Source organism: Chitinophaga niabensis (assembly GCF_900129465.1).
In the GTDB taxonomy this organism is placed as follows: Bacteria; Bacteroidota; Bacteroidia; order Chitinophagales; family Chitinophagaceae; genus Chitinophaga; species Chitinophaga niabensis.
The window spans coordinates 56195-77867 of sequence record NZ_FSRA01000002.1; the positions used below are offsets into that span (position 1 = coordinate 56195).

The following is a 21673-nucleotide window of genomic DNA, read 5'->3' on the forward strand; positions in this document are numbered from 1 at the left end:
GCTAATGCGTTATTTAATATTCTCTAATTCTGCGATCGTCCAGAAAGTATTTCTTGCGGAAGTTTTTGCCCTTACCTGTTTCACACTTTCCACATCCACCACCGGCGTTTTACTTTTCCCGTAATTGTAGCGGATATAACTTAACACGGAAGCTACCCATTCATCATTATTCGTAGCGCCGAAAGGCGCCATCACATCCGGGTAATTTTTTCCATCAACAGGCCCCGAGAGCCCGTTCATCATAATGAGGATCATCGCTACTTTATCTCCATCCACTCTTTTGGAACCTACAAAAGGAGGCGCTGCTGCAGCAGCATCCCCCACCGACAAACCTTTACCATCCGGGCCATGACAGGTAGAACATAACTGCTTATAGATATTCGCACCATTCAGGATCAGGTTGCGATGCGCCGCCGGCATATTCGCCAGTCTGCCACCAAAAAGTTTTGTATTCTTTGCTACTTCCAGGCTATTGCTCACACCATCCAATACACCCGGATATTGAGAATATGCTTTCAAACGACCTTCCACATAACGTGCTCCCTCCATTTTGCTCTGCCCTATTGTTAAAGCCAGCTGCACCTGCACCAGGGAAGAAGTATCGCTTTTCAGTTCCGCCAGTTTATCGAGCACCTGTTCATCATTTTGTTTCAGCAGCGATTCACTGATCCATACCGCAGCTTTCCTTACCTGCGGATCATTATCATCCATCGCAGCAAAGAGCGTAGGTTTATCAATGGCAGCCAAACCTTCCAATGTCCATAAAGCGTGTATACGCGCAAGATGACTGTTTGTTTTGCTTACCGCCATTTGCCGCAAAGCAGGCACCACGGATTGATCTCCTGAAACAATGATCTCTTTTTGCGCATTCTCCCGCCACCATCCATTGGGATGATCGAGGTAGGTTAGCAAAGCACTGGCAGGCTTATCCAGCAGCCGGGGTTTAGGTCCCGGTTTATATCCATCATGCACCAAACGATAGATCCGTCCTCGCCCGATATTCTTTTCCAATCCTTTTTGAAGGATGCGTGGCCGGAGGAAGCTCCCCTCTTTCGTCCAGGTGGCTTCCTGGATAATGCCGCGATGCATATCTACAATGTATAAACAGCCATCCGGCCCTGTAGTACTGTTCACCGGGCGGAAATTCATATCATAGGACGCCATGAACTCTTCTTTCTCATAAGCATTCCGCAGCGTCACCTTCCCTTCACTGGTAGAAACTTTCGCTCTGCGGATCAGCCTTCCCACCGGCTCACAGATGATGAGATCACCTTTAAGGTCTGCGGGTAATGCATCTCCCCGGAAAACGGATTGCCCGCAACCTGCTGTAAAATGATTCAGGGTAGTATCAGGGCGTAAGCGGTTCATGCCGCCTTGTACATCGGGGGTAACAATGATGGGCCATACCGCCAGGAACTCCTGGTCGTACTGGTCTTTCGGATTATACAAACCATAAGCCGGGTTGATCTGAAAACCCAGTGCCGGAATTTCCGCACCTGCGCTGGAGAAATACATGCGGCCATAATCATCATTGGCCAAGCCCCATTGCCCGCCGGGGGAGTTGGTGAGTGTATCTGCCACTAACTTCCCTTTGGTATAACGGTAACGCACAGGGTCGCAGCTCACATAGATCCAGTTGTCCATATTCCATACCAGCCCGCTTTTCTGGTGTTCCAGGTTGCGCGTGTCTGCCCTGGGGTTTTTATAAACAGGTTCTTTCCGGTCCGCTACGCCATCGCCATTTGTATCTTCGTAACTGTAAATATCGTAAGTAAAAGTTTCATTCACCAGTAGTTTATGCCCGATGCATAACATCATGCGGGGCAGCACCAGGTTGTCGATAAATACCGAAGATTTATCCATCGCCCCGTCCCCGTTCGTATCCTCCAGCAGGGAGATGCGGCAGACCGGCTCATTTTCACCCGTACCATTAATATCCTGCATATACGTGCGCATTTCTGCCACATACATCCTCGCATTGCCATCCCAGGCAATGGCCACCGGTTCTTTGATCATCGGCTCGCTGGCCACCAGTTGTAATTTATAGCCGGGAGGAAGCTGAATGGATTCCATACTTTCCTTTACAGAGAGGTAGGCAGGGTTTGGATGCGGGTTAACAACGATCTTCCCTGATCCATCCCGTTGAACAATTTGCGCCTGCTGAGACACCTTACATTTCCAGGCAAACAGGCTAAGCGCTGCCACCAGGAATACCCAGGCTCCATACTTTCTCATTTGTATCATTTTTATGATTTACATAACGTAATGCTAAGTAAGCAGGAGAGGATTAATAAAGGATTAATAAACGTTAATAAAAGGGCTAACAAATGCACTAACAGGGGTTAATGCTATATTATTTTTTAAAAAAAGCAGGTTAAACAGTTTTCTTTTCCTCTGTATTCAACTTCCTCACCAGCCAGGGTAAAGTAAGCCCCTGCCCTATGAGCGTAAACAAAACCACCACAATGGAAATAAATATAATGGCCGCCCGCTGCGGAAACGGACTTCCATCTTTCAAAGTTACCGGCAACCCGATAGCGATAGCCAGGGAAACAATTCCCCGCATACCGGACCAGCTAATGATCAGGCTGTTTTTAAAATCCAGCAGGGCATGTTCTGTGATGCGCCCCTTCCCCTTTTTAAAAGCCCGTTCCAGGTTGACCCGTTGCCCAAATACCCGCGCCACCCGGATCACCAAAGCCACTATCGTAATAATAAAACCATAACCGATATACAGGAGGATCTGGTCCCTTTCCAGGCTTTTGGCTACATAAGGAAATTGAAGGCCGATGAGGATAAAGATCAATCCGTTCAGCAAAAAGATGATCACATCCCAGAAAGACTTACTCTGCTGCCGTAAACCATCCGGTAATAATTTCCTGCTGAACCGCGAAATACCCAGGCCCAGTATTACTACTGCGATCACCCCGGATACATGCATTTCTTCTGCTACCAGGTAGGTAACAAATGGCATCAGCAACATGAAGCTGATGGTAACAAGATAATTTCGATGCACATACTGCAACACCTTTCCCAGTAGCTTCGCCATAAAAAAGCCCACTAAAAAACCGCCTGCCATTAAGATCACAAATTCCAGTGTAGCCTTCCAGAATACAAAAGCAGTACCCGTAACAGCCGCCACCGCAAACCGGTAAGCCACCAGGGCAGAGGCATCATTCACCAGGCTCTCCCCTTCCAGGATAGTATTGGTTTTGTGCGAAAGCCCCAGCCCCTTCGTAATACTCATCGCCGCCACAGCATCTGTAGCAGAAAGGATAGCCCCCAATACAAAAGACAGGGGCCAGGTCATCCCGGGGATCAGGTAATGGGCTGTAACCGCTATACCCGTTGCCGTTATAAACACCAGCGAGATCGCTAAAGTACTGATGGTATTAATGTTCGTCCGGAATTGCCGGAAGGAGATATTGAAAGCAGCGTCGTATAATAAAGGAGGAAGGAAGATCAGGAGGATCACTTCAGCATTCAGTTCTATGTTCGGCCACGCAGGAATAAAACCCACTGCAATCCCTGCACTGATCAGTAAAATAGGATATGGCAGCCTGACCTTGTCCGCAATGGCAGACAACCCGATCATAACAGCCAGGATAATAATGACTACGCTGTAATTTTCCATGCCTTCGCTTTAATGCTTATGCGTTCCGAACAACCGGTCCCAGATACTGGTGTAAAAACCAAAGTTATATTGTACATCCTGGTGGTGATCATGATGGAAAGTAGAAGTACCCAGGTACCTCACTACAGGGAGGTTGCGAACTGCTGCCGGCAATGGCTCCATCCCTAAGTGACCTGTTAGCCCGAACACCACATTTACCACCAGGTAGATCACAATGGCATATATATTGAAAGGGTAGAGCAGCAATAAAGCCAGCCACATTCCTCCAAAAGCCATTGTTTCAACAGGATGTAATATAAAAAGATCTATTGGTTTCGGGTGTACAGCCTCGTGGTGTAGTTGGTGAACTATTTTAAAGAGAAAGGTTTTGTGAATGATGAAGTGAAATACAAACATCAGCAGGTCCATGGCAAAGAACAGGAGCAGGAAATCTGTGATCACCTTCCATGAAATGTTCATCGTGATAGTGATCCATCCCTCCTTCCACATCCAGAAACCCGCATAGGTTACTACCGTGTTCAACATATTCGTGACAGCACAAATGCCCCATTCCCTACGTGTATAAACATAAGGCCTCCCCTGCACTAACCGCCCGGTATATAACACGAGGAATGTAATAGCTGCATTCTCCGCCAGAAAGAGGAGCCATAACATAGGGGAAGATAACCTTAATAATGCTTCACATAGGCTTGACATAGGCTCAAGATACAGTACTCCTTAATACATTCAATAAGGAAGGGGTCAGTTTCCCAAAGATAGACACCCCGGCGGCCCCATTCTCCAGGGCCAGCTTAATACCCTGGCGGACCTGTTCATCATCCCCCTTAAAATCCGGGAGGTACAGTCCTGCGTAGAGCGGAAAACTCCCACGTAAGGCCTTCACACCCTCCGATACCGCATCACCTATCCATTGCACACTTTCCCGGTAGAAACCATGATAGATCATGGGACAAACGGCATCCAAAGGCCAGTTCACCCAATCCTGCCGAACAATACGTTTTGCGATCTCCGGTGTGGGAAATACGGCTGCCGTAATGGGCTTTTTATGCTGATGCGCTACGGCGGACATGTTGCGGACCACATTGGTGATACTGTCGTATCGGAACTTACGCCAGGAAGGGCTTTGATCAGGATATTCTATTTCTAAAGGATCTATGCCATAGGCGGTTTTATATTTACTGCGGCAGGTTTCGCAATAGCAGAAATCGTATTCCGGCAACTCACGCGACTGGTCAATTTTATAGTTCTCCCAGAGGTTCACCGGCAGTATTACATCTACAAAACGGATATAATCAAGATGAAGGCCATCTACATAGTCTTTTGACAAGATCTCTTCCGCCTGTTTCTTCAAATGTTCCACCACCCCTTCCTTATTCGGGCAAAGGAAACGATAGTACCCAACATAGGGCGGATGTGTAGCACAGGACTCCCCTTTCCTGTTCTGCGAATACCATTCCGGATGGTTTGCCAGCAGGTCCTTATCACCTCTGTTCATGGTCCAGAACCAGCGATGGGCAGCAATGCCGGCTTCTTTAGCGGTTTTGAAATGCAGGGGACTGTCTTCTTCAAAATAGATCACACCAATCCCTGCCTGTTTATATTCCTGGTAGCGCTGTTTCAATTCAGCAGCAGTGTCCTTATGATCGGGGTTGATCCATACCCTGTGCTGCACCTTTTTAGGTGGAACAGGAACCGATGAGATCAGCGTGGCAGGTTGAATGAATGCGAGGCTTCCCAGCCCCAGCGATTTCATGAAGTCGCGTTTATTCATGGCGAGATGTGATTTTTCCTTCCTGGTTAATAATGATAATGTAACCGGCTTCCCGGATGGATGCCGAAAATTGTAAAGTAGTGCCTTCTATAACGGCGGCGGAATTGATGCCTAATGCCTCCGTATTTTTTGCATACGATCTATGTTGTTCCCAATATTGCTTCTGGCGGTAATAGATATCCCATAGCTCATTCACTGCTGCAGTTGTTACTGGTTCTTTGAAAACACCGGGGCGCTGCACGCTGAATTGAAGATACCCCCAGCGCTCAGGTGCATGCATATTGATCATGCCCTGTGGGGACCATACCCAATTATATTCAGGTGTATGGGGCCGTTTAACATACTGCCCTTCCACAATATCCATTTGCCATTGCACTCGGGAGAAGTTGATCCGCCAGGTACTGCCATCCTGTACCGGGGAGCGGCGGCCATAGAAAGCCAGTGCCCTGAAAGGGATGGCCATTTCCACTGTCCAGGAGGTATCCTTGTCTGCCGGGTTATTCAAGGTACCATTGAACCGTACTGCTGTTCGCAGCCCTTTTGCATCCCAGTTGATCATAGCCTGCCCGCCGTTGCGGTAGGGTTTTACCATGAACAGGTCCATTACCGTATTGAGGGCGTTGATCTCTATCTCGTAATATTGATGGGTGTCCCCGTCCGGGTCAATGAACACTTCAAAGTCGTTGTCATGGAAGATGATGGTATCTCTTTGACGGAGGGTGGCCCGGATATGTGGTTCTTCCAGTTCTGCCAGTATATAGAGGCAGGTATCATCCCATTGCATTTTCACGCGGGTACGGTAGAGCGGATTGGGTTTGGCGGTGCCTTCTATATCCAGGAAATCTTCTGTCCAGGGGATGTTTTGCCAGTCTAAAGTTGTGCCGGTCGTGCGGTAACAGATGTAATGACGGGGAGCCTGCGCGCTCACACTTAAAACACCTGCCAGCAACACGATCAATATTAAACAAAAACGATGCATGGGTTAAATATAACTATTCAGGCCGTTTTTTATGGGGCATTTTGCAGGAACTGTTTCAAATCATTTCACTTCATTTCACAAGGTATCAACTGAGGATTTGTGCCAAAACTTAACATTGGGTATATTATGTTATTGTTAAATTTACAGTCCTTCACTAAACGATAAATGAATAATGGCCAAGTCCAAGAAAGAACCTGTTAAGGTTAAGAAGCATGCATTACGTGAGCAGATTGCCACCACGCTCCAAACTACTTTTACTGATCTGAAAGAAACTGTTGGGGAAAAGAAATTCAACCGCCATGTAAAAAAAGCGAGTAAAGTATTAGCAGCAGGGGCTGAAAAGAAAACTGAAAAAACAGCCACTCCTGCAAAAGCCAAAACGGCAAAACCTGCCGCTATAAAATCCGCTAAAGCCAAAGCCGCAAAAAGCAAAACTGCAAAAGCCAGTGCAGCTAAAAGCGCAACGCCCAAAGTGAAAACTGCAAAACCTGCCAAGGCTAAAACAGCAAAAACCAAGAAGGCTAAGGCGGCTAAAAGCGCAACTGCCAAAGCTAAAGCAGCGAAACCAGCCAAAGCCAAAGCAGCGAAAAAGAAAGGCGCTGCTGAATAAACTCCTTGAATGCAGTAGGAAAAACTCCCAGCTTATATTGAAAAATAAGCTGGCGAGGAAAATCCTGCTCACATTACACTCAGCGCTTCTTATTAAACGCAGTAGGCCTCAGCTTATACTGAAAATAAGCTGGCAAGAAATCCTGCTCACATTACACTCAGCGCTTCCCCTTGAACGCAGTAGGAGAAACTCCCAGCTTATATTTGAACACCGTTGAAAAATAAGCCGGCGAGGAAAATCCTGTTCTATACGCCACCTCCGCCACTGAGATATCTTCATGCTGCAGAAAATACCGCGCTTTCTGCAACCGGGTATTGAGGATATATTCATTGATATTCGTACCGATCAGCGCTTTTACTTTCCGGTACAACTGCACTTTGGAAATATTCATCTGCTTGTAGATATTCTCAATGGAAAACTCTTCATTCCCGATATTACTTTCTACTATAGAAGTAAATTCGGATACAAAACGAAGATCAGACTTACGGGATAGAGTACCTCTTAACCCCGCAGGAATATCTGCCGTAAAATGCTCCTTCAGCTGATTCCTGTTCACCAGCAGACTGTTCAGGGTATGCCGCAGTATTTTAAAGTCGAAGGGTTTGGTGATGTAAGCATCCGCTTTATTCTGCAATCCTTCCACCTGTTGCTCTGCGGAAGTCAGGGCGGTTAATAATATAACAGGGATATGAGCTGTGCGTACATCCGTTTTGATCTCCTTCAGCAAAGCATGCCCGTCTTTCACCGGCATCATTACATCACAGATAATACCATCCGGCAGGTACTCAAAAGCCAGCTGCAATCCCTGCTGCCCGTTCTCTGCTTCCAGCACTTCATATTCATTAGACAAACGGTATTTGATAAAGCTCCGCATCTCTGGGTTATCTTCTACCAATAGCAGTACTCCTTTTTTCTCCTGCACCTCCTGCTCTTCCGGCAGATCGGTTACAGGCATAAGGTCCGCCATATAGAACTCCTGCTCTTCTTCTTTGCTTGCCGTAATAGCCAGCTCTTCCAACCGGAAATGCTCTTTCCCCAAAGGCAACGCCACGGTGAATACTGTACCCTTATGTTTTTCGCTGCTGGCAGTAATAGTACCATGATGCAGCTGCACCAGTTCTTTACAAAGCGCCAGCCCCAACCCCGATCCCTTGTGATTATCCACATCTCCCTGGTAAAAGATATCAAAGGCATGCTGCATCACTTCGGGAGACATCCCGATACCGGTATCCTGCACCCTGATCAAAGCCTGCCCATCCTTCTTTTCCAGGATAACCGTAATGGAACCATTGTCCATCGTAAACTTGAAGGCGTTGGACAATAGATTGAATAACACTTTATCCATCATACCTGTATCCATCCAAACCGGCAATCTTCTTTCCGAAGTCACCAGCCGGCAATCGATCCTTCTCTTCCGCGCTATCTGCTGAAAGATCTCAATGATCTCATTACTGAACTGCACCAGGTCATTCTCTGAGGCTTTCACCTGCATCTTACTGAATTCCAGTTTGCGGAAATCTATCAGCTGGTTCACCAGGTGCAACAAGCGGTTAGCATTCCTGCGAACAAGGGAGAGTTGCTGCCTGTCTGCCCCCTGTAGTTTTGAGTGTTGCAGCATTTCATCCAGTGGCCCTATGATCAGTGTCAACGGTGTTCTTATTTCATGGGAAATATTGGTGAAGAAATCGATGCGTGCTTCATTGGCTTTGGCCGCTTCCGCACTCATTTCCATGAGTTGTTTACTCTGACGGCTGATCTCATCATTCTGCAGGGCCAGCTTTTTATTGATCTTCTGGTTCAGGTTGCGGGAATACCATAACAGGCTGGCAAAGATCAGCGCAGCCGCCAGGGTGATGCCCAGTATATACAACATGGTCCGCTGACTGTTGTACACTCTTTTCTGTTCTGCCAGCATCTGCTGCTGCAGTTCTATGTCCTTTTGCTGGTTCAGGATCTTATCTGATTGCAAAGCCATCATCCGCACATTGGTGGAATCTACCACCAGCGTTTGCAGGAAGGTTTCTTTGGGAAGGGACTGATGTTGCAGGATATGCAGCGCATTACGAATAGCTTCCGTTCCACCGGTAGGATATAATAAAGATGCAGTAAGCAAACCGCCGGACACCATTTCCAAACCACCGCCTTTCCCGGATAAAGCATCCACTCCAATGATCCGGGTATGTTGAACACCGGCTTTCAGGCAGGCCTCCCTTGCCCCCAATGCCATTACATCATTATGCGCAAAGATCAGGTCTGCTAATGGCAGGCTGGCGCTGATCTTATTCAGAGCTGCCTCCGATTTCTGCTTTACCCAATCTCCATGCACCTGCGCTAAGATCTGCACGCCGGGGTACCTGCTTAATCCATCCTGGAAACCCCGTCTTCTTTCAATGGCAGGTGACGATGCCGGAAGACCTACCACTTCTATCACATTCCCTTTCCCTTTCAGCAAACCTGCCACATATTCCCCCGCTATCTTTCCTATCTCGTAATTATCTGCGCCTATATAATTGGTGTATTTCGTAGAAGCAATTTTCCTGTCTACCACAATCACCGGGATGCCTTTATTATATACCTCTTCCACTACAGGTGTAAGCGGACTGGCCTCATTCGGGGAAATAATGAGCAGGTCGATGCCTTCCGCCAGTAGTTCCTTTACCTGTTTTACCTGTACATCGCTGTTATCATCCGCCTGTTTATAGATCAGCTCCATGCCCGGATGGAAAGAAAGTTCCCGCTGCATTTCTGCCAGCATGGATTTTCTCCAATGGTCTGCATCCCCACATTGGGAGAAGCCGATCCTGAAATGACGGGGAGCAGGCGTAGGCCGGCAGCCTGCGAAAATGCCGGCCAGAAAGGTTAATATTACCAGCGTTCTCATTTCTTCGCGTGTTTATTTGGAAGATCAGTGGAATTATACCCTCAATGTAGAATTTTCTTTCATTATCCTGTAGCATAACGCTCCCCGATCCCGGGATATTTGATCCAAAAATGAAAATACGGGGTACAAAATCAAAAACCTTCAAAAAAATATCCACCTTAACGGCTTGAAATACAGCAAAATGTAAAATTGATACAATTTCAGAAGTGATTGAAACGGAGCAGCAGGTTTTCCCCTTAAAGGGCGCGTAAGTTGGAGGAAATTCCCACAACACGTTATATGAAAAACAAAGTTTTCTTCTGGAGTATTACGGTAGCCCTTGGCGGTTTTCTATTCGGCTTTGATACAGCAGTTATTTCCGGCGCTGAACAATCTATTCAACAATACTGGCAACTGAATGGCTTTGAACATGGCCTCACCGTTTCCATTGCCCTGATCGGAACTATCATAGGTTCCATGCTGGGCAGCCTGCCTTCTGAAAAACTGGGCAGGAAAAGAACACTGATCCTGATTGCCATCTTATATCTCTTTTCTTCATTAGGTACTGCGCTGGCTACCGGCTGGCCGGTTTTCCTGCTTTTCCGTTTCCTGGGAGGTATTGGTGTGGGCGCATCTTCTGTAACAGCCCCCATTTATATTTCCGAGATATCGCCTGCTGCTTCAAGAGGAAAACTGGTAGCACTTTTCCAGTTCAATATTGTGCTGGGCATCCTCATCTCCTATCTTTCCAATTACCTGATTGGCCAGGAAAGTGAAAGTTCCTGGCGCTGGATGATGGGCGTACAGGCCTTCCCTTCCCTCCTGTTCCTGGTATTATTACGTTTTGTTCCGGAAAGCCCCCGCTGGCTGATCCTGAGAAAAGGGCAGATAGCAGAAGCCCGGGAAACCTTAAAAGTGATCAATCCCAGCGGTTATGAAGAAGAGCTGTATGCTATCCGTAACGATGTACAAAATGAACACCAAAGCGAAGCCCTCTTTTCCCGGAAGAACCGTTTCCCTGTTTTCCTGGCTATTACGTTTGCCATTTTCAACCAGGTATCCGGGATCAATGCCATCATCTATTACGCGCCCCGGATCTTTGAAATGACGGGGCTTGGCAAACAATCTTCCCTGCTCTCCAGCGTAGGGATCGGTTTTGTGAACTTCCTTTTCACCCTGCTGGCCCTCAGTTTTATTGACAGGGTTGGCAGACGTACGCTAATGCTGATCGGTTCCCTCGGGCTGATCATTACCCTTGGCCTGGTATCCCGCGCTTTTTACCTAAATGAGTTCAATGGATTTATGGTCACCATTTTCCTGCTGGTATATATTGCGTTCTTTGCTTTCTCCCAGGGAGCTGTGATCTGGGTGTTCATTTCTGAGATCTTCCCCAACCAGGTAAGGGCAAAAGGTCAAACGCTGGGGAGTATGACGCATTGGGTAATGGCTGCTTTGATCGCTTTCATTTTTCCTATGTTGACAGAAAGCCTGGGTGGCGGCAACACTTTTCTATTCTTCTGTGTAATGATGGTATTGCAATTGCTGTTTGTATGGAAGATCATGCCCGAAACAAAAGGCAAATCACTGGAACAGCTGGAAGGCACACTTATCATGCATTAATACTAAGATCATGGACCACGGTATCGTTTGTTATGGAGAAATATTATGGGACCTGCTCCCTTCCGGACCACAACCTGGCGGAGCACCCATGAATGTTGCCTATCAGCTGCACAGGCTGGGAAAAAGCCCTGCCATGATCAGCCGCATAGGCAAAGATGAAAGAGGGGATGAACTGATGAAAGTATTGCAAAGCAAAGGCCTGAACACAAAATATATTCAAACCGATGAAGCAGTACCAACAGGCATTGTAAAAGCAACACAACATCCCAATGGGGATATGTCGTACGACATTGTTTCCCCCGCTGCATGGGACCATATCATTGCAGACGATACCACGGAGGCATTGGTGAAACAGGCGGAGTATTTTGTGTTTGGCAGTCTCAGTGCCCGCCATGCTACTTCCCGCAATACTCTTTTCCGGTTGCTGGAATTGGCACATACCAAAGTACTGGACATCAATCTGCGTACGCCACATTTCAGCCGCCCCCTCATTGAATCGCTTTTGCAATATGCCGATATCCTTAAACTGAATATTGACGAACTGGAACTGGTCACCAACTGGTATGGTAGTTACAACAATACAGCAGACCGCGTATCCCTTATCCGGGATAAATTCGGGATCCGCAATATGATCGTTACCATGGGAGCAAATGGTGCGCAATTACACCTGAATGGCCAATCGTATACACATCCGGGTTATAAAGTACCCGTAACAGACACTGTAGGCAGCGGAGATGCTTTCCTCGCCGCCATCATCTCCAAAACAATAGACAAAGCAGCACCAGCAGCAATGCTCGATTTCGCCAACCGGTTGGCAGCAACCATCACAACCTACAAAGGCGCAATGCCGGATTATGATATCAAAGAAGTGGATTCCATTTCACATTAAAACCACGTAGTATTATGAAATACAGTATTACAATGATGGCACTTCTGCTGATAGTGCTCAGCAGTTCTGCGCAACAAAAAAAAGTGACGGGTACCGTCACAGAAAAAAACACCGGCATCCCGCTCCCCGGTGTTAGCGTACAAAGTCCTTCCACCGCAGTGATCACAGACAGCACAGGCAAATTCTCTATCCTCTCATCCACAAATGAAAACCTTACTTTCTCCTATATTGGAATGAAAGTATTCACTGCCAAAGTACCTGCCAGCGGAAATATCATCGTTGAAATGGACCGCGATGCCAGCAACCTTAATGAAGTAGTGGTTACCGGCTACCAGGCCCAAAAGAAAGCAGACCTCACCGGCGCCGTATCTGTTGTAGATGTGGAAGCGATTAAAGATGTTCCGCTCGGAAATCCCGTAAAAGCCTTGCAGGGAAGGGTACCCGGCGTATTCATTACCACTGATGGTTCTCCTTCAGGAGGTGCTACCGTACGCATCAGGGGAATAGGTACACTGGGCAACAACGATCCCCTCTATGTGATCGATGGTGTACCCACCAAAAGAGGATTACAGGAATTGAACCAGGATGATATTGCTTCCATACAGGTATTAAAAGACGCCTCTTCTGCTACGATCTATGGCTCCCGCGCAGCAAACGGTGTGATCATCGTCACCACCAAAAAAGCACGTAAAGGTTTTACCCGTGTAGATTTTGACGCTTCCGTTTCCACGCAGGATTATACCACCAAGCAAAAAACACTGAATGCAGATGGCCGTGGCAGAGCCTACTGGCAGGCCGCTGTGAACGACAGAACAAATCCCAACAATAACCAGATCTATCAATACGACTGGAATGGCGACTACAACAATCCCGTACTCAATAAGATCATCTACCCTGAATTTATCGACGGCGCCAAAACCATGCGCCCTGCTGATACTTACTGGTATGATCAGATTGAACAAACAGCTGTTATCCAGCAGTACAATGTATCTGTAAGCACCGGCAGCGAAAGGGGAAGCGCTTTGTTTTCGCTGGGGTATTATGATAACAAGGGCATCGTGAAAGAATCCAATAACAAAAAGATCACGGCCCGCCTGAATTCAGATTACAGCTTCTTTAAGAACAAACTCAAGATCGGCGAGAACCTCAACTTCTCCTATATCCGCAATACCCTGATCCCTATCGGAGATGTATTGTTCACCTCATTGGTACAGCAACCTGTTGTACCCGTGCATACAGTTACCGGAGGATGGGGAGGCCCGGCACCTGGCATGACAGACCGCCACAATCCCGTTCGCCTCATTGAAGACAATAAGCAAAACCTCAACCATTTTTACCGTGTATTCGGTAATGTTTACGCGGAGGTAGATATCCTGCCTGACCTTCATTTCAGGAGCAGTGTGGGTGTTGACTACAATGGCAACTACCAGCGTACACTCCGTAAATCCTACGTTTCCGGTTTTCTTTCCGACCCCTCCAATCAAACATCCACTAACCAGGGTTATGATGGCAACTGGCTCTGGCAGAACACCCTCAACTATAAGCTGGAACTGGATAAACACCGCTTTGAATTCCTGGTGGGGCATGAGCAGATCAAATATATGAACCAGTCGTTCTACGCATCCAGGCAGGGATATGCACTGGAAAACATAGATTACGCTTACCTCGATGCCGGCTCTTCCAATAAAGACAATGGCGGGGGAGGTTCAGGTTATGCGCTGTTATCCTATTTCGGCAAGATCAACTATGCCTATGCAGATCGCTACCTGGCTTCTGCCACCCTTCGCAGGGATGGCTCTTCCCGCTTCGGTAAAGAGTACCGTTATGGTACCTTCCCTGCTTTCTCCCTGGGATGGCGGATCAGCGAAGAAGCCTTCATGAAAAAGCAACACACCATATCTGACCTGAAACTCAGATATGGCTGGGGTAGGTCCGGCAACCAGGAAATAGCCAACAATGCTACCTATGCCCTGTATGCTTCCATCTATGGTGTAGATCCCACCTGGGGATTCGACAATGGCAGCGCTTATGATATTGGCGGCAGCGGCTCAGGACAATTACCCTCAGGCTTCACGCGCATCCAGCAGGGGAACGATTCATTAAGATGGGAAGGGACTGAAGAAGCAAACTTTGGCCTGGACTTCGGCTTGCTGGAAAACCGCCTCACCGGTTCTGTAGATTACTTTATCAAAAAAACATCCGATATACTGATCAGTCCGGGTTACCTGGCAGTACAGGGAGAAGGTGGTAACTACTGGTTCAATGGAGCTTCCATGCAGAACAAAGGATGGGAAGTATTGCTTTCTTACAATGGCAATATTACCAAAGACCTGCACTTTACCGTTACCGGCAACTTCTCTACTTACAAGAACAAGGTAACTTACCTGCCCAAACAGGTCTTAACTTCTTACCCCGGTAACGGAACAGACAAAACCATCCTGGGCCGTTCTATCAATTCTTCTTTCGGTTACATCGCAGACGGTCTATTCACTACCCAAAAAGAACTGGACGAATCTCCTGCCCAGGTTGGTAAAGGACTCGGAAGGATCCGCTACCGCGATCTCAACGGAGATAAGATCATAGACGATAAAGACCGGGATTTCATTGCAGATGGCAACCCTGATTTCCTGTATGGGCTCAATGTTGAACTGTCCTACAAGAATTTCGATCTCAGCTTTTTCCTGCAAGGGGTACAAGGCATTGATGTGAACAACACCTTCAAAACCTTCACTGACTTTTCTTCCCTTTGGGTAGGCAGCAACTGGGGAAACAGGACCCTCAGTGCATGGACGCCCGCCAATGCAGGTTCTACCATCCCTGCACTCACATTGGTGAACAGGAATAACGAAGGGCGTTCTTCTACTTATTTCTTTGAGAACGGCTCTTACATGAAACTCCGGAATATCCAGTTAGGTTATAACCTGAAAAATGCTTTGCGCAATGTGGGTGTACAAACTGCCCGGGTATTCCTGCAAGGCAGCAACCTGATCACCATAAAGAGCAAAGGGTTCACAGCAGCCGATCCGGAAGCACCGGGTACATCCTTCCCAATTCCTGCTATCGTCACTGCTGGCTTCAACGTATCATTCTAAATAATGCATTCCATGAAAAATATCATATTCCTCATCCTCTCCGTATTGCTGATCACGGCATCCTGCAAACGGATACTGGATGAAACACCGCAGGGCGTTGTATCAGACAATGACCTGAACACACCGGAGAATGTAAACAAACTCGTGATCGCGGCTTATTCTTCTCTCGGCAATGATCATTATACTTCTCCCTACACCAGCCTCTGGCCCTATGGCAGTGTGCGTGGCGGAGATGCCTATAAAGGTGGCGATGGCCCAGGCGATATTACAGAGTTCCACTTATTGGAAACATTCTCGCTCAACAGGGCAGACAATGGATTAACGGATGAACTCTGGTTCCGTTTATATGTAGGTATCGCACGCGCCAATGATGCGCTGCGCCGGGTGAATGCTATTGACGAAGCCGTTTTCCCTGATAAAAAGAAACGCCAGGGAGAGTTGCGCTTTCTGAGAGGGCACTTCTATTTCCTGTTAAAGATCCTCTTCAAATATGTTCCGTACATAGATGAAAATGCACCCAAGAACGTGTATGATACCATCTCTAATAAAACTTATTCCAATGATGCCCTTTGGACCAAAATAGCAGACGACTTCCGTGCAGCTGTAGCCAACCTGCCGGAAACACAGCCTGAAGCAGGGCGTGCCAATCAATTGTCTGCAAAAGCCTACCTGGCTAAAACACTGTTATACCAGGCTTATATACAGGACGAAACAAATAATGTGACCAGCATTAACACAGCACTGCTCACAGAAGCGAATAAGCTCTGCGATGATATTATCATCTCCGGTAAATACATTCCAAATGCAGATTATGGCAACAACTTCCTCACGCCTTTTGAGAACAGCAAAGAATCTGTATTTGCTATTCAATATTCAAAAGATGATGGCACGCCGAAAGGCAGACTGGATTATGGCCATGCGCTGAACTACCCGATGAACACCGAGTTTGGCTGCTGCGGGTTCCATGTTCCCAGTCATGACCTGATCAATGCATTCAAAACGGATGCGAACGGCCTTCCCCTGTTTGATACTTATAATAATACAGATGTGGCAGAATCAGGTGATTATATGACCAGTTCTTTCGATCCCCGGCTGAGCCACACGGTAGCTATTCCGGGTAAGCCATTCAAATACAAAACGAACTTCATCTTTCTGCGTTCATGGGCACGTGCGCCGGAAGTATATGATGCATTTGCCAGCTTGAAAGAAGCAGTGGCACCGGATGATCCCTCCTTCCAGAAGATCCCGCCATTTATGTCCAGCTCCAAGAACTGGGATGTGATCCGTTATGCAGATGTATTGTTATTCAAAGCAGAAGCACTGATAGAACTGGGCAGGCAGAATGAAGCACTCACACTCATCAACGATCTGCGTACCCGTTCCGGAAACAGCACCGCCCGCCTGAAACAAGCAGATGGTACTCCCTCCGCTAATTACAAAATAGCTACTTACCAGCCCGGCATTAATTGCACCTGGACGCAAGCTTTTGCAAGGCAGGCGCTCCGTTGGGAACGCCGGCTGGAATTTGCAACGGAAGGATATCATTTCTTTGATCTTGTGCGCTGGGGAATTGCAGCAGAATACATCAACAAATATTTTACGGTGGAAAAAACAAGGTCTGCCCACCTCAACGATGCCTTCTTTAAAAAGAACAGGGACGAATACCTGCCGATACCTTTAAACCAGATCAATTACAGCCGCGGGCTTTATCAGCAAAATGCGGGATGGTGATCCTTTCTATTAGCAAAAATGAACACGCCGGTATTATTACTATCAGCAAAAATGCAAAACAATCACGCCGGTATTTATTAAATTGTACATCATGAAGATCTTTTGGACAGCATTAGTATGCCTCTCAACATTTTTCCAAACTGCGCACGCGCAGGAATTCAGCACTGTATTCAAAGCCGCTCAAAAGTACCTGGTCCTGCCGGTAAAGAACGGGGCCGCCAAACACAATGTGGAACTCTGGATAGATGGAGAGAAGGAACGTTATCTCAACATAGAACTGGCAGAAGGAGAACCAGACTGGTTAGCCTACCTGGATATCAGCGCCTGGAAAGGCCAGGACATTGAATTCCGCATAGATAAATGGAAAGGGAATTTTACTGTAAAACAAAGCGATGAAGACAAAAACGCCCTCCCCCTCTACAAAGAAAAACTGCGCGGTCAGTTTCATTTCTCTCCCAAACGCGGCTGGACGAATGATCCAAACGGCATGGTCTATTTCAACGGGGAATACCATCTCTTCTTCCAACATAATCCATACGGCAGGGAATGGGGAAATATGACCTGGGGCCATGCCGTAAGTAAAGACATGCTGCACTGGAAAGAAATAGGCGATGCCCTCCATCCTGATAAATTCGGCACCATGTTCAGCGGCAGTGCCGTTGTAGACAGCTTCAACACCAGCGGCCTGGGCAAAGGCGCCATGGTAATGTTCTTCACAGGTGCAGGCTCCTGGGGCCAGGGCCTTGCCTGGAGCAACGATGGCAGAACATTTAAAAAGCTGGACCGCACAGTTGTACACCGCATCAATAAAGATAACCGCGATCCCAAAGTGATCTGGCATGAGCCCACCAAAAAATGGGTAATGGTATTATATGTGGAAAGAGAGAAAGAACAGCACAGCATGCAATTCCTCACTTCTCCCGATCTGAAGAACTGGACAAAATCCAGCGTTGTCCCCGGCGGTATCGGCAACGACCGTTACCTCTTTGAATGCCCGGAGTTCTTTGAACTCCCGGTAGAAGGCCATCCCTCGGAAAAGAAATGGATCCTCATCGCAGCCAATAGCGAGTACGCCATCGGCACATTCGATGGCATCACTTTCAAACCGGAAATAGAAAGACTAAATGGCCAGCATGGCAGAGACTTCTATGCCTCCCAGACCTTTAACAACGAACCCAAAGGCAGACGTATAGAGATTGGCTGGTGGAGAACACATACCAATAAAGAGGACATGAACTTTAACCAGGCCATGAGCATCCCCCTGGAATTAAAGCTGGTAAGGACTGCCCAGGGCCTTAGGCTAACCCGCACACCGGTAAAGGAACTGGAAAGTATCCGGGAGAAAACCCTCACTGTTAAACCAACACGACTGAAAGAAGGCGGTGCAAATCCACTCTCCGGCATCCATGCGGAACTACTGGAAATAAGGACTACCATTGAACCCGGAAAAGCCAAAGAAATAACACTGGATATTCACGGCCTCCCGGTAGTGTACGATGTAAGCAAACAGCAGTTACAGATCAATGGCGTAAATGCCAATGCCCCATTAGTGAATGGCAAACTTGATCTGATCTTATATGTAGACCGTATAGGAGTAGAATTATTCACCGCGGATGGATTGTTGTTCATGCCGGTGAATGTGAACATTGATACCAGTAAGCAAACATTGTCCCTGTCTGTAAAAGGCGGCGATGCGCAGTTAAAGAAAATGACAGTATACGCATTGAAAAGCACCTGGTAAAAGAGCCATTCGCAGCAACACCCGAAGCATAAAATATCCGGAAGCGCCATTCCACGCTTCCGGATATTTTATGAAGTTCGGACTGGAATATTACCAGATAGATGCAAAAAGCGATACATGTTTGCAACGGACCTGGCGCTGATATTTATGCAGATCACGCAACGAAAGAAGGAGGAGTAAATTACCATCAGCTGCCAGGTGATAAAAAGTATTACATTAAGTTTCCTGAGCAAGGTAAATCACTTTCCAGATCAAAAAGCATATTAAAGCAGGTTCGGGATCAGAGGGTAAACCGCAGCAAGCCTACAGATTAGAAAGTATTACACTAAGTTTCCTGACTAAAAGGTAAACCCCTTTCCAGATCAGAAAAGCAGGTTTCCGAATCAAAGAACATTGGTGTTCACACCTAAAGCCCTTTCTTCCCCGGTATCCAGTAAGCCTTCGTGATGATCTGGCTACTATTGACACCTCTTTCCTTTAACAACTTCCGGAACGATTGTATAGACTCCCCATTCCCTGTAAGTACATAAGCAGCCTTTTCTTTAACCACTGCAAAAGCATTATCACCTTTACGCACAACATCCACCTGCATCCCCAACTTCTCCGGCACCCGGAAATTAGCTTCATCCAATTCGAGGATACCCGTACAAGGCACTTCCTGCATAATCGCTTTAAGTGTGCCAATAGAAGATTCATCCCCAAAGAAGAAATTCTCCACGCCTTCCCGATATAGCTTCCTACCCCTGGGGATCACCATCTTTGTTGTATCTCCCACTTGCAAACCATCTGCAAAAGCGCTTCCCGGTCCATTTCCGTGAATATGAAAAATGATCTCACAGGTATCCTTTGTAAATATAACAGGTGTATAATCCCTGTGATCCAATGCGCTCACCCTGAAGGTGACTGCATACCCTGCATCAAAATCCGCCCTGGACAGATCTCCCGTAAAACAAACGCGTTTCACTTCCGGGCTTAGGTATTCCACCTGTGTAACTGTTACCGTCAGGAACTTAGACGCCATCAGGCTCTCCACTGCATCTCCCATCCATTTAGGCATTCTTGGCATATAGCTAATTTAGCTGCAAAGCACGCGAGAAATGAAAGACATAGCAATAGCGGAATAAAAGGAAAGATTGGACTATTTGCGGTAATTCTTCCGGAAAGCCAGCGGAGGCATTCCTTCCGAACGATTAAAGACCCTGCTGAAATAAGTATGATCTTCAAAACCCAGATCATCTGCGATCTGTTTAACAGTATTGTTTGTATAGAACAACAACCGCTTCGCCTCCATCATGATCTCCTCCTGGATCCAGTGGCTCACCGGAAGACCGGTAGTTAACTTCACCGCTTCGTTTAAATAAGAGGGGGATATATTTAATGCCTCCGCATAAGCAGAAGGCCGTTTCATTTCTCTGAAGTTACCTTTCAGCAAACCTTTAAACTGGCGGGTGATAATGGTTGTTCTGGAATGCGCATCATCCCTGCTTTCTTCCGCAGCCGAAAAGATGCCCGCGAACAAACCGATCACTACATCCGTCATGGAACGCGTCACCAGTAACTGATCGGGCTCCTGGCATAATCCCCTGAGTACAAAGAAACAGGTCTCCAGCCTCTCTGCCGCTGCCAGGGAAATGTTCAGCAGACCGCTGCGCTCTTCAAAAACAGTACGGAACTGCTCCTGAACTAAAGCCCCGTCTACCGCCAGGAACCAGGCCAGGGTATCTTTCATGGAAATACCATAATGCACCTGTCCCGGAAGGATGCAGAAAACGCCTCTTCCACTGGCTTCCACTTCTTTAAAATCTATGATCATATGGGTATGCCCTTTCTTATGGAAAAGGAAAATATAGTGATCATCCCGGTGTATATGATTGATGAATGATGTTTCTTCTTCTCCCACTTCTGTCAACTGCTTCACTTCAATACCTAATGTATTGTTCCCAAGTGAATGAAGGGGTATCTTATTTCTTTTAGACATATAGCTGGCGTTGGAACAAATATAATTTATTAGCAGGAAGCTAATCCCTATAATCATTTTTAATACATTTGTCACTACATACCAATTAGTACTTTATGTCCAAAGCCGCTGCAACCCGGTTAACAATCCTGCAAAAAGCATTTGAGCTGGTCTATGCAAATGGCTACCAGGCCACGAGTATAGACGACATCCTTATAAAAACAGCAGTTACCAAAGGGGCTTTCTTTTATCATTTTAAAAATAAGGATGATATGGGGCTGGCCATGATACAAGAGGTGATGCACCCGGCCATGTATGCCGCCATGGTATTGCCACTCACTAAAGCGGAAAATCCGGTGCAGGAAATATATAAGATGATGAAGGGCCTGCTGGTAGAGAACCCGCACCTGATCCCCAAATACGGTTGCCCTGCTATTAACCTGATAGAAGAAATGTCTCCCCTGAACAGCACTTTCAATAAAGCACTTTCAAAGCTGGCCACACAATGGCAGGAAGCCATTGAACTGACTATAAAGAACGGAAAGGCCACAGGCAAGATAAGAAAGGACGTGAATGCTACACAAACTGCTTTCTTCATTATGTCCGGCTACGGCGGTATCCGCAACCTCGGAAAGCTTTACGGGAAGGACAGTTACACTGTATATCTGAAAGAACTGAAACGGTACCTTGCCAGTCTTCAATAAGCATTGAAGCATAACTCACCGCCTAAATAAAAATTGAAAGCACACCCTCCCAGCAACAGCACGATCACTTCCCTCCTCCAATAAA

General features: G+C 46.9%; 15 protein-coding genes. 7 read left to right on the top strand and 8 right to left on the bottom strand.

Translation table 11 applies throughout. From position 1 onward, the window contains the following. Positions 1 to 9 precede the first annotated feature (9 nt). The 5 genes from BUR42_RS17170 to BUR42_RS17190 all read right to left on the bottom strand — a co-directional run bounded on the left by BUR42_RS17170 (position 10) and on the right by BUR42_RS17190 (position 6384). Entirely contained in the window at positions 10 to 2235 is a 2226-nt protein-coding gene (locus BUR42_RS17170; RefSeq protein WP_074240684.1) for a DUF7133 domain-containing protein, read from the bottom strand. A gap of 139 nt (positions 2236 to 2374) precedes the next feature. Further along, positions 2375 to 3634, bottom strand: a complete 1260-nt coding sequence (locus BUR42_RS17175; RefSeq protein ID WP_074240685.1) for a Na+/H+ antiporter — start codon at positions 3632 to 3634, stop codon at positions 2375 to 2377. A 9-nt stretch (positions 3635 to 3643) separates the two neighbouring features. After that, positions 3644 to 4288: a sterol desaturase family protein gene (locus BUR42_RS17180; protein WP_234979706.1), complete on the bottom strand. Its 645-nt coding sequence runs from the start codon at positions 4286 to 4288 to the stop codon at positions 3644 to 3646. A 46-nt stretch (positions 4289 to 4334) separates the two neighbouring features. Next, on the bottom strand, positions 4335 to 5405 hold the full coding sequence (locus tag BUR42_RS17185; RefSeq protein WP_074240687.1) for a glycoside hydrolase family protein: 1071 nt from the start codon (positions 5403 to 5405) through the stop codon (positions 4335 to 4337). Next, entirely contained in the window at positions 5398 to 6384 is a 987-nt protein-coding gene (locus BUR42_RS17190; RefSeq protein ID WP_084185663.1) for a carbohydrate-binding family 9-like protein, read from the bottom strand. Before BUR42_RS17190 ends, BUR42_RS17185 begins: the two co-directional genes overlap by 8 nt. Positions 6385 to 6556: 172 nt before the next feature. Here BUR42_RS17190 and BUR42_RS17195 point away from each other — a divergent pair, with 172 nt between their 5' ends. Then, the gene (locus tag BUR42_RS17195; protein ID WP_074240689.1) at positions 6557 to 6994 is read left to right on the top strand and encodes a hypothetical protein; all 438 of its coding nucleotides are present in this window, start codon (positions 6557 to 6559) and stop codon (positions 6992 to 6994) included. 157 nt (positions 6995 to 7151) lie between these two features. On the opposite strand, the gene BUR42_RS17200 is transcribed toward BUR42_RS17195, so the two are convergent. Beyond that, positions 7152 to 9875 (bottom strand): substrate-binding domain-containing protein, encoded by a 2724-nt coding sequence (locus tag BUR42_RS17200; protein WP_074240690.1) that lies wholly within the window; start codon positions 9873 to 9875, stop codon positions 7152 to 7154. A gap of 279 nt (positions 9876 to 10154) precedes the next feature. On the opposite strand from BUR42_RS17200, the gene BUR42_RS17205 reads away from it, so the two are divergent. From BUR42_RS17205 to BUR42_RS17225, 5 genes are all read left to right on the top strand, one after another. Further along, positions 10155 to 11474, top strand: a complete 1320-nt coding sequence (locus BUR42_RS17205; protein ID WP_074243054.1) for a sugar porter family MFS transporter — start codon at positions 10155 to 10157, stop codon at positions 11472 to 11474. Positions 11475 to 11484: 10 nt separating this feature from the next. Beyond that, the gene (locus tag BUR42_RS17210) at positions 11485 to 12363 is read left to right on the top strand and encodes a carbohydrate kinase family protein (protein WP_074240691.1); all 879 of its coding nucleotides are present in this window, start codon (positions 11485 to 11487) and stop codon (positions 12361 to 12363) included. A gap of 14 nt (positions 12364 to 12377) precedes the next feature. After that, entirely contained in the window at positions 12378 to 15455 is a 3078-nt protein-coding gene (locus BUR42_RS17215) for a SusC/RagA family TonB-linked outer membrane protein (RefSeq protein ID WP_074240692.1), read from the top strand. 12 nt (positions 15456 to 15467) lie between these two features. Continuing rightward, a complete protein-coding gene (locus BUR42_RS17220; protein WP_074243055.1) occupies positions 15468 to 17186 on the top strand; it encodes a RagB/SusD family nutrient uptake outer membrane protein in 1719 nt (572 codons plus the stop codon). A 91-nt stretch (positions 17187 to 17277) separates the two neighbouring features. Then, positions 17278 to 18927, top strand: coding sequence for a glycoside hydrolase family 32 protein (locus BUR42_RS17225; protein WP_074240693.1), 1650 nt, complete (start codon positions 17278 to 17280; stop codon positions 18925 to 18927). Positions 18928 to 19333: 406 nt separating this feature from the next. Here the strand turns inward: BUR42_RS17225 and BUR42_RS17235 are convergent, their stop codons facing one another. Continuing rightward, positions 19334 to 19993: a siderophore-interacting protein gene (locus BUR42_RS17235; RefSeq protein ID WP_143197503.1), complete on the bottom strand. Its 660-nt coding sequence runs from the start codon at positions 19991 to 19993 to the stop codon at positions 19334 to 19336. Between the two features lie 72 nt (positions 19994 to 20065). Further along, positions 20066 to 20905: a helix-turn-helix domain-containing protein gene (locus BUR42_RS17240; RefSeq protein ID WP_074240696.1), complete on the bottom strand. Its 840-nt coding sequence runs from the start codon at positions 20903 to 20905 to the stop codon at positions 20066 to 20068. 95 nt (positions 20906 to 21000) lie between these two features. Between BUR42_RS17240 and BUR42_RS17245 the strand changes: the two genes are divergently transcribed. Continuing rightward, positions 21001 to 21588: a TetR/AcrR family transcriptional regulator gene (locus BUR42_RS17245; RefSeq protein ID WP_074240697.1), complete on the top strand. Its 588-nt coding sequence runs from the start codon at positions 21001 to 21003 to the stop codon at positions 21586 to 21588. Positions 21589 to 21673: the final 85 nt, after the last annotated feature.